The sequence below is a fragment of the Desmospora profundinema genome (assembly GCF_031454155.1).
GTDB classification, from domain to species: domain Bacteria; phylum Bacillota; class Bacilli; order Thermoactinomycetales; family DSM-45169; genus Desmospora; species Desmospora profundinema.
Map to the genome: position 1 here is coordinate 1 of NZ_JAVDQG010000012.1, position 10,489 is coordinate 10,489.

Annotated in this window: 10 protein-coding genes and 1 pseudogene; 8 read left to right on the forward strand and 3 right to left on the reverse strand. The window is 41.9% G+C overall.

Annotated features, from left to right (window positions below):
- Positions 1 to 304: 304 nt before the first annotated feature.
- Positions 305 to 895 carry a hypothetical protein gene (locus JOE21_RS17605; protein ID WP_309868777.1) on the forward strand — a complete coding sequence of 197 codons (591 nt, stop codon included), beginning with the start codon at positions 305 to 307 and terminating at the stop codon, positions 893 to 895.
- A 75-nt stretch (positions 896 to 970) separates the two neighbouring features.
- Here JOE21_RS17605 and JOE21_RS17875 read toward each other — a convergent pair whose 3' ends face one another.
- The 3 genes from JOE21_RS17875 to JOE21_RS17615 form a co-directional block, all read right to left on the reverse strand.
- Positions 971 to 1,180, reverse strand: coding sequence for an integrase core domain-containing protein (locus JOE21_RS17875; RefSeq protein ID WP_374709414.1), 210 nt, complete (start codon positions 1,178 to 1,180; stop codon positions 971 to 973).
- A gap of 40 nt (positions 1,181 to 1,220) precedes the next feature.
- On the reverse strand, positions 1,221 to 1,604 hold the full coding sequence (locus tag JOE21_RS17610; protein ID WP_309868778.1) for a magnesium chelatase domain-containing protein: 384 nt from the start codon (positions 1,602 to 1,604) through the stop codon (positions 1,221 to 1,223).
- A 192-nt stretch (positions 1,605 to 1,796) separates the two neighbouring features.
- The gene (locus JOE21_RS17615) at positions 1,797 to 2,738 is read right to left on the reverse strand and encodes a VOC family protein (RefSeq protein ID WP_309868779.1); all 942 of its coding nucleotides are present in this window, start codon (positions 2,736 to 2,738) and stop codon (positions 1,797 to 1,799) included.
- Positions 2,739 to 3,200: 462 nt separating this feature from the next.
- Between JOE21_RS17615 and JOE21_RS17620 the strand changes: the two genes are divergently transcribed.
- The 7 genes and pseudogenes from JOE21_RS17620 to JOE21_RS17650 form a co-directional block, all read left to right on the forward strand.
- Positions 3,201 to 3,518 carry a hypothetical protein gene (locus tag JOE21_RS17620; protein WP_309868781.1) on the forward strand — a complete coding sequence of 106 codons (318 nt, stop codon included), beginning with the start codon at positions 3,201 to 3,203 and terminating at the stop codon, positions 3,516 to 3,518.
- Between the two features lie 144 nt (positions 3,519 to 3,662).
- Positions 3,663 to 5,258, forward strand: coding sequence for a hypothetical protein (locus tag JOE21_RS17625; RefSeq protein WP_309868783.1), 1,596 nt, complete (start codon positions 3,663 to 3,665; stop codon positions 5,256 to 5,258).
- Between the two features lie 7 nt (positions 5,259 to 5,265).
- Positions 5,266 to 6,951, forward strand: a complete 1,686-nt coding sequence (locus JOE21_RS17630; protein WP_309868785.1) for an HNH endonuclease — start codon at positions 5,266 to 5,268, stop codon at positions 6,949 to 6,951.
- 12 nt (positions 6,952 to 6,963) lie between these two features.
- Entirely contained in the window at positions 6,964 to 7,425 is a 462-nt protein-coding gene (locus tag JOE21_RS17635; protein WP_309868788.1) for an SMI1/KNR4 family protein, read from the forward strand.
- Positions 7,426 to 8,055: 630 nt separating this feature from the next.
- On the forward strand, positions 8,056 to 9,327 hold the full coding sequence (locus tag JOE21_RS17640) for a DNA cytosine methyltransferase (protein ID WP_309868791.1): 1,272 nt from the start codon (positions 8,056 to 8,058) through the stop codon (positions 9,325 to 9,327).
- 13 nt (positions 9,328 to 9,340) lie between these two features.
- Entirely contained in the window at positions 9,341 to 10,138 is a 798-nt protein-coding gene (locus tag JOE21_RS17645) for a hypothetical protein (RefSeq protein ID WP_309868794.1), read from the forward strand.
- A 106-nt stretch (positions 10,139 to 10,244) separates the two neighbouring features.
- Positions 10,245 to 10,489, forward strand: a pseudogene (locus JOE21_RS17650) (SpoVR family protein); the annotation flags it as partial.

Genomic DNA, 10,489 nt, shown 5'->3' on the forward strand with positions numbered 1-10,489 from the left:
TGGTTCGATATGACTCTTATGTACATATGTACAAGGCTTTCTGTTTTGTTGCACTCATCCTCTGGTCTATTAATCGAATTTTGAAATAAGTTCTAGTGAAATTGCGTTTCGTCGTTCAGTTGCTGGTTCTGCCCCTAGGGCCGTCTGGCCATTCAACTTTCCGCATAAATAAGGGAGGGGCGGTGCGGCCTTTAGTTTACCTTTGCGTTTTTTGCAACGAATGGATGCCTTTTTAAAAGCACGGTCAAACACTTTCCTTTCAATGCCGCCACTCCGGTATGGAGTATAGAGGAGGATATGGATAATGGATCTCTTTGGAGTCGTTAAAGAGCTCGTTTTTGTTATCATAACAGTCGGTATAGTGATCGCGATCGTGATCTTTCTCAAAGCTTTGGAACGGTGGCAATATTCCTGGATGAAGCTCGATCGGCTGGAACCGGAAAAGAGTCTTTGTATAACCGTAAGATCCGGCAAAGAAAGACAGACCGTTCAAGCCAACTCTATCGAACCCTGGGAAGCCGAGTGGGTGACGAAAGGAAAGAAAGAGATGATTATCGACGATGTGGAGTTGCAAGACGACCGGGATATCTACTTAAAGGAAAGTCCAACTTGGGAAGAGGTTCAATCAGCCCTCTATAGGTTGAACAGAGACGAAGTGGACGATATTATATTACATATTAGGAAAAAGGGAAATCTTTTTGTTGGAGAAGACTTGATAAGAGGTGAGCGACGGTATCTTGTAATCTATCAATCTGAGGACGATGGGCAAGCGAGGGAAATGCTATGCGTTCGTTTAGATATGGTTATAAAGGCTTTTAAGCATTTTTATGAGAAAGGTGTTTTAACTGATGAGCTAAGTTGGAATCGGATTAAACCCCTAACTTTGGACACATAAGAACAGGAGCTCTCTCATTCACGTAATTCCTTCTCTTTTCGTCCCTATATCAGGGTAGCAAAGGAGAAAAGCTCGTCATGGATGCACCTCATAAAGCAGGGCCTCTGACGTTTGTATGCTATGTTTAAAGGCCATGGGAGACTGGTAGCCAAGGCTGCCATGAATCCGCTCGTGATTGTAGAATCGTAAGAAGTCGGTTACGATCCCATAAGCATGTCCAAAACTCGTAAATTCGTGTAAGGAAAAGCATTCATCCTCTAAAATCCGATGAAAATGTTGAGAGATTAATCGCTTTTCGAGCCCGTGTTTTCATTGCTCTTTTCCTCTATCTTAGTACTACAGTTGTATTTGTACGAAGAGTGTATAGGAGCGTGGGTTGGTCGGGCTGGCGGGGCCACAGACTCTGCTTGATTCCTTCCGAAGGCACCTGTCCGCTGGCCGCCAACACTCCGATGGCGATGGCCAAATCAAACCCGGCCCCTTCCTTCTTCCGGTCCGCCGGTGCCAAGTTAGCGGTGATCCGCTGCAACGGAAACGGATATCCTGTATTTTTCACCGCCGATCGCACCCGATCCCGCGCTTCCCTCACCGCCGGATCCGGCAGCCCCACCACTTCAAAAGCGGGCAGTCCATTGCTGATATCCACTTCCACCTCGACGATGTATCCATCAATCCCCAACACCGCACCGGAATGCAATTTTGCGTACATGAACGCCTCCTGGGTATAAGTTCTTCTATTTCTATTTATATCAAAAAGAGATCCAAGGTGATAGACCCTTGGATCTCTTTTGGTTTGGGTGGAGTAGTTTGTAAAAGTCGTTTCGAAACCGGAACCTGATCTCTGAAATGCTCAGGATTGGCATCGAGCGAGATCCACTTAAATCAATGATTTTTCACATGGTCATTCTCCTTTAAATGCTTTTTGTAATTCCGCAATGTGAAACTTTTTCATTTTCAAGAACGCCTGCGTGACGCGATCGCGCTGTTCCGGCGTGCCCTTGGTCATCATCTCGTCCAGTGCGGCGGGGACGATCTGCCAGGATACACCGTATTTGTCTTTGAGCCAGCCGCACTGTTCGGCTTCGGGTGCAGCGGAAAGTTTTTCCCAGTAGTAGTCAATTTCCTCCTGCGTCTCACAATGGACTTTTAGGGAAATCGCCTCGTTAAAGTTGAACGAGTGTTCCCGTGCACTGTCCATTGCAGCAAACCAGGTGTTCTCCAACATAAAGTCGGTGAACATAATGGTTCCCTCTTTATCGGGCTCTTGGCCGGGGCTATGCCGAAAGAGAGCGCCGGGTTTCGAATTTCGAAAGATTGAAAGATAGAACTCGCGTGCCTTTTCCGCCTTGCCGCAGTTTTTTCCCACGAACATCAAGGAGGGTATAATCGTGGGCCGCGGATCCCCCTCCGGATTCGTAAGAATGAGCTGCCATGAGACACCGTACTTGTCTTCGATCCATCCATATCGTTCGCTGAATGGGTACTTATCAAGCGGCATAAGAGCGGTACCGCCTTCGGACAACTTATTCCACACTTCGTCTAGCTTTTCTCTCGCGTTCTTTTCACGGGACGGATCAAAATTAACGATAAACGATATGGAAGGATTGAACTTAAAGAGTGGTCCCGCAGAGATGGCCATAAAAGGATGTCCCCAGACGGTGAACGATACAAGGTCGCAATCACCCGAGGGAGTATTGTGCAAAAACGTCTTGCTCGTGATTTTTGCATCCGGGAATACGGAGCAATAGAACTCCGCGGCTTCTTTCGCCTCCTTATCGAACCACAGGTGCGGGGTGATGGGTTTGATACGCGGCTTTTGAAGCATTTCTGAAGCATCACTCATGACAGTTTCCTCCTTTTTAATGATAATGTGGCATCATTTTTTTGATTCTATCACAAGGGTCGATTTTAGGTTTCTTTCCGATTGCTGTCTTGATGGAACAGAACGGGCTCATATGCCCCGATCAGTAGCGACATGGTTTTGCAGCGACCTGCACTGAGCGGGTGATCATTCGGGACATACCAAACCGGCTGAGGTGGGGCCGGGGATTAAAGTATATCTCTGTGGGATAACACGGATGGTTGGGGGAGAAATTCCGAAGAGTGGGCTTCATTCAATCTATACGACGAAAAGAAGCAGCGGAATAGGTATGACAGAAACAATTTTCCCGGGTGTTTGGTCAGTACAGGAATGGAAGGTAGAAGAATAAAAAAGGGGTGGGGCATATACAGACCATCACTCACATAGGTACGGCGCGTAAGAGAAGAAACAACAGACGAAAATGATCGGACCATCCTGGGGAGCATGGAATCGGATCTGATTTCCCTGGAATGGATGACGACTGGCCGGCGGCCGGGAAACCGTCGGGGGATCGAACGACGGGCCGCCTATCAATGGGAGCGGCCTATTGATCCGATTCACCTTCAGCGATATACCCATCAGCAAGTGTACCAACAACCGAAATGTACCCTCTCTGACTGGGAAATGTGGAGGGTGGAGGATGCTTTGTCCAACCTGACCAAGCTGGAGCGTGAGGTGTACATGATGAAGGTGGGCAAGGGTTTTCGATGGCACAGGTGGCAACGTTCTTGGGGATCACGAAGAGCTCGGTTCAGACGATGATGAGGAGGGCGGAGAAGAAGATGTTACGGCAAAAAGAGACCAGTTTATTCTTTTTTGGATAGGCTAGCTTTGTTATAATATAATAAAAATATTGTTTTATAAGAGGTGAGTAAAATAGAACAGTTTCTGGGGGATCTGAGAATTTTGTTGTGTCAATTGTTCATTATTATTTACTTATTTTTTTGGTTAACAAAGTGGATAAAGAAAATAAATGATGATTTTTATATTGATAAAGGGAATGAAAAAGAGAAAAAAAGAGTATATAAACTGTTTATTTTTGTATTGGGGGGAGCTATTAGCGGTTTTGTTGGATACTATCTTGTTGATTTTATTATATTAACATTAACTTCTATTCTTTATATATTTAAAAAGATGATTTTACTTTTTAATCACTGGATTCCTGTACTTGCCCAGATATTCCCTTCTTATATTCCAATGTGGATAAGATATTATATTATAACCTTTATAATGGTGAGTTCATTTTATATAGTCATTGATATGGTTTTGCGTAAATTATATATTAATTTTTTACCCCTCGCTTTCGATATATTAAAAAATAGAGTTATAGACAATCATCCTATGCTAGTTAGAATTATAAAACTGGAATTAATTATTGAAAAGGCTATTATGAAAATTATTATAGGAATTAGATATAATGTTATTTCTATTAGGTCTGGACCAAACGACAGCGATGATGAGAAATTACTTTTTGATATACTAAGAGGATCTAAAGTTACTGTGTGGAAGATTATGAATATGTTAATAAAACAAGTTTCATTATATAATATATTAATTTGGATTTTAGTTATAATTGTATATAATCAAATTCCTCCTGACCGTATCTATCCGTTTATATTAGATGGCATTAGTGCAATAAAAGAAATTATAATGAAAGAAAATAAAATGTTGTTAATTATTTTGAAAAACATTTCGCCAGTTCTGACCTTAATAGGTATATTATTAGCTTTGAGATACTATCTTGGTGAAAAAGGGAAGATTGCAAGACAAATTACTAAGTCTAATAATACAAAGTGGGAAAAAGTAATTGATACACATCGCCAATTGTTATCGCTTGTTGGCGACTTGATCCAAAAATCAACACGTAATGTATCATATGCTAATGATATTAAGGATTTAATTATAAACCAATGTGTATCAAGATATACTTATGAAGATATAGATGAAATTAGTCAAAGCAAAGTGGAATGGTCCGATGAAAATAGGTTTATCCCCCTTTTTCATAAAGAATACGAGTTTGAAAAATTTGAGGAGATACCAGAAATAGAAAAGATCCTTGAAATACTAAAGAAGGCTGAAGAAGATAATGTATCCGATTGGCTGTGGCGTTTACAAATCTATGAGTATAATGTAATGTATTTTTTCAGATTGTTTGGCCGTATAAATATAATGGATAGTAAAATTTTGAATGAATCTCTTTTTACAAAACAAGGATTTGAAATATGGGAAAATAAAATCAAAGAAAGATTACCTCGTAAAATAAAAAATAAAGAATTTCAATATCGTAAATACAATATAAAAAATAAAAGAAGTATATATGAAAGGATTGTATTAGAAGTTAGAGATGATGAACTTGATAATTATAATAAACGAATAGTTAAAGCAATAGAAAATCTAGTTTACCTTGGTTGTTATTACAATTCCGTTTACAGTATGCTTAATTCATTTTCATTTGGTGATAGAATTAAAAATTTATTAGAAGGAGGGAGTAGTAAAGGATGAAATCCGAATGTCATACAAATGCCACCTAGAATTGAAGCTTAATGAGCCTGGGGAAGCCCAGGCTCATTTGATCTCTAATTTACTACTTAAATCCTATTTGTCTACTTTGCTTCGTTCGATAAAATCAGGTTACCAATTCTTAATTAAAAGGAGGATAAGCGTGCGTTTTAACCGTTTGGTAGCCATTACATTAGTCATAATCCTATTCTTAAGTGGATGCTCTTTATCCAATGCTGCAGATTGTTATGATCCAGCTCCATATGAGGCTCCCAAACCCTATGAGCCTCCAAAGCCATACCAAGCTCCGGAGAAATATCAACCACCGGAAAAGTATCAAGCCCCAGAGCCCTATCAACCTCCTGATAAGTACCAGGCTCCAGAAAAATATCAGCCACCAGAGAAATACCAACCTCCAGAAAAATATCAGCCTCCAGAGCGTTATCAAGCTCCTTCTTCAATGGACAATGGCAAGATGTTTGCCTCAATATCCACTGTGAGTGCCCAAGGTACTTCATCGGTAAAATCAGAATCAACAGAAGTGGATTGTACCAGCATTTCTGGGTTAAGCATTTTTAGTCTGTTAGCAGTAGCCATACTCGGGATTATATCCACGGTGTTTGTCTTTACCGTACCCGTCATCGGTTGGTCCATGCTTGCCGGCATGGCTGTTGGAGGGGTAGCCGGTTGGTTGAGTGGTGGATCAACCACAGAGATCGCGATGGATGCGGTTTATGGTGGGATCGCAGGAGCGGTAGGGCTGGGTGCTTTTGCGGGAACCGCCCATCTTCTCGGAAGAATGGCGATGACTTCTACCTGGATGGGTCGTTGGTTTCCGTGGTTGGGTTCAGGTGGGGCAGCCGGTGTAGGAGAAACAGCCACTTTTGATTTTTTACGAGAAGGTAAAGTGAATTGGACAAACGTTCTGATCGCGGGAGCATTAGGCGGACTGCTCGGCTTTGGTGGCGGGGTTATTACGGATCATGGTCACAAGTTAAAAGAGATAATCCCTCAGCTTGAGAATCGAGTAGTCGTTGCTGCTGATGGTCCGGTTGGGCGGTTTATTTATAATCACTTTGATGATGCGGCAGATAGCTACAGCAAAGCCGCAGGTGGCGGCCCAGGAACAGCATTTAAAGCTAAAAAGCCGCCGAAGTTAAGTAAAGGTGATCCGAATTTTTCTTTTAAAACGGAATGGGACGAAAAAGCACAGGAACTTTGGGCACGTACTAGTGATGGTCGTGAATTTAAGGTTCGATATGGGGATAAAAGAAACACTGTTGACACTCAAACTACAGAAGTAGGTAACACTTATACTGTAAAGTATGATAAAGATGCTTTTCCAGACTTTTCCCCCTATGCTGTGAAAGGGAAAAATGGAAAACCATTAGAAATTACTCTTCCAGCAGATGCTCTAGTTGGTGAAAGTCAAGATCAAACTCGTTATGCTACTCAGTTACTTAAGGAACAGTATCCTAATTGGAGAACAGAATTTGGATTTACAGATTCACAAATTAAAGCTATCGAGAAGAACAAGGGTTCAATAGGTCCAGGGTTACGTAAAAATAAAGCTGAACAATTGACATGGCACCATGATAAGGAAACTGGTAAAATGATGTTAGTCCCATGGGACTTGAATAAGACCTTTAACCATACTGGTGGTCATGCTTTTTGGGGTAGTCAAAAAGGAAGGTAGGGGGTTTTACTTGTGAAATGGGTAAAACTTGATCAACCTCTTTCTGAAAGCGAGATCTCTGAACTTGAAGATCAATTGGGAGTTAAGCTACCACAGGACTTTGTTAAGTGGTATAAGCAATATGAAGGGCCTGAAAGTGATTTCGTTGCGGTTGATGTTAATGGTGAAGAACATGATGTAGAGGATTTTTTGGATCCTGAAACCATCGTCGAAGAAACGAGAGTATTTTTTGATGAACGAGAGGAATATAAAGATTTAGGTGTCGTTGTTCCTTTTGCTATGGATTCCATTTCAAGTGAATATTGCTTTTTTTACCCTAAAGGAAGTAAAGAGCCTTCGGGTGTTTTCTTTAGATCAAGGGATGTTCATCTGTCAGATATATTTGAGGGTAAAGATATTAAACCATCACTTTATATCAGTCGAACATTCCAAGGATTCTTGGACAAGTTGTATATTGATGAGGACTGGGCATAGGGAAGCCCTGTATAGACCAGAGCCACTAACGAACTGCCCATTCGTTAGTGGCTTTTAAGTACAGTCAGGGGACGCTTTTCGCGCCAATCCAGGAAGAGGCGAGTAACGGTAACAAGTGCGGCAAGTATCGCCGTGATCGCTTGAAGCATTCCATGCGCCTCACCTCCTTTGCCGTAGACTCGGCCCGGTGGTGAGGCTTTTTCCGCTCTCTCTTGTCTAGTATAATACCATGTGGTGGCTCCTAGAATAGACCAAGACCAATGTAAATATAGAAAGGGCCGGATAGACCTATCTTGTTATTCTTCATTTTGAACAACAGCAAAGCCAGTATTCCCATTTCCACAAGGAATAAAGGAACAAACAACTCACAGTCAGAAGATCAACAGGGACTCCCTCGACCAGCCAGCATACATAACCAGTCAATCACAGCCAACACCCTATCAAAGGAAACAGTCAACCAGAAGTCGAGCAACCATTCAACCTGTCGCCAAGGTGGTCGAAGTGGCTGTAAAAGAGTGGCCGAGCGAGACTTTCAACCATAACAACACCTTATGGGAGTTCGCTTTTATTTATCTAGGGGGTTAACCTTATTCCTTCTTGTCGGTATAGTAGAAGCAGGAGGTTATGAAAATGGAAAGACCAAAAGCGATAGATTTGTTTTGTGGTGCCGGTGGAATGTCATTAGGCTTTGAGCAAGCCGGATTTGATATTGTTGGTTCCGTGGAAATAGACCCTATCCATGCAGCAGTACATAAATATAATTTCCCCAATACGGCTACAATCTGTAGAGACATTACCGAGCTAACCGGAAAGGAAATTTTAGAAAGGGCCAACCTTGAAGCTGGTTCGGTTGATGTAGTTTTTGGTGGGCCTCCATGCCAAGGCTTTTCGTTAATAGGGAAACGATTGGTCGATGACCCACGTAACTCCTTGCTAGGTCACTTTGGCCGTATTGTAAAGGAAATAGAACCCAAATACTTTGTTATGGAAAATGTGTCCGGGCTTACCATCGGACATTCAAAACAGATTCTCAATCAATTCATCTACGAAATGACTGAAAGTAAGTATGAAGTTGTTTCGTACAGGGTTTTAACTGCTGCTAATTATGGCGTACCGCAAGATAGGAAACGCCTATTTGTTTATGGATATCGTAAGGACGTAATAGCACCTAATTATCCTGAACCGATTACCGAGGTTAGACATAAAAAAGGACTTCAAGACACCCAGGGGGCATTGTTACCTTTGTGTCCGTCAGTAGAAGATGCTATTGGAGATTTACCTAACATTGATGAATTTGATGTATTAACGAAGTTCGATTCCATCCCTTACAATGTATCCCCTAAAAGCAATTACGCTCGCATTTTGCATGGGGTTAGCGAAGACGAAAACGACTTTTCTTATCCGCGAGTATGGCACCAGAATAAGTTAACAAATTCTTTACGGACTAAACATACCTCAGTTTCCGTGAAACGGTTTTTGTGTACAGATTGGGGCGAGACTGAGTCTGTTAGCCGTTTTTTCAAATTGCACCCTGAAGGTATTTGCAACACTTTAAGGGCTGGAACGGATAGCAAAAGGGGAGCCTATACCAGCCCTAGACCTATCCATCCTTACCATGGTCGCGTTATCAGCGTACGTGAAGCAGCACGGTTACACTCTTTCCCTGATTGGTTCAGACTACATGTCACTAAATGGCATGGTTTTAGACAGGTTGGTAATTCGGTTCCTCCGTTATTAGCGCGTGCTGTAGCAGGCCAAATCATTAAAGCGATGGATGTTGTTCCAATTAAGCCCGGTCCTATTAATCTAGGCAATGAAAATCTATTGAGTCTTAACATGTCGGCTGCTGCAGATATGTTTAATGTACCACGGGATGTAATAGGCACGAGAGACAGAAAGTAACGGAGGGACTAAAATGCCTAAAATATCGGCTTATGCCCAAATTCTTGTTAAGATTTTTAATGATAAATACCGTAATGGTATGGAGTCGGTGGAGTTCACACGAGAGGAAATTATAGAAGCAGCGAATGAATTGGAGGTAAAAGTCCCCAAGAATGTTGGAGATGTCGTTTATAGTTATCGATATCGAAAGGACATGCCGGAAGCCATCGCCGATACCGCAGGGGAAGGGAAGGCATGGATTATTATTGGTGGCGGAGACGCTCGTTATGCATTTAAGTTAAGTCATACACCTTTTGTGACGCCGAATCGGGCGATACAAAGTATTAAAATCCCGGATAATACACCGGAAATACTGGTTAAATACGCTTTATCAGACGAACAGGCATTGCTTAGTAAGGTACGTTACAATCGTTTAATAGATATCTTCTTAGGAATTACTACATTTTCTCTCCAAAATCATTTAAGGACTAAGGTAAAGGATGTTGGCCAGATTGAAATTGATGAGTTGTATGTAGGCGTCGATAAAAGAGGACAACACTTTATTATTCCTGTACAAGCTAAAGGTGGAAATGACAGGATAGGTGTTGTTCAATTAAGCCAGGATATGGCCTATTGTATAAGCAAATTCCCCAACTTAATATGTGTCCCAATATCAGTGCAGTTTATGGATAACGACGTCGTTGCAATGTTTCATTTGGATTGTGAAGACCATAACGCTCAAATTGTAGAAGAAAAACATTACCAATTGGTTCCTTCTACACAAATTACGGATGAGTATATAATGCGTTTAAGGGAACATCCCCAAACTTAGGACAAATTATGGAGTCTTTATTTAAAACCGGGCGGGCGACCCTACCCGGTTTTTCTTATTATAGGCGGCGATCTTTCGAACCCTTGTTTACGCTTTTTCATATTTATGGTTCTTCGGCAAGGCGTTTCACCGGATGAAAATGCAGTACGACTTAAACCTGAGTCGCATCTATGAATTGGTGATCAATTCTAACCCCTGTTACGCCTTTTTATTGAAAGGAAACAGCTTGATCCAAAATAAACTGATTGCCGCCCATGTATTGGCTCACTGTGATTTTTTCAAAAACAACGCCCGCTTTTCCAATACGTCCCGGGACATGGTGGAGAGTATGGCCGCCAGTGCGGAACGGAT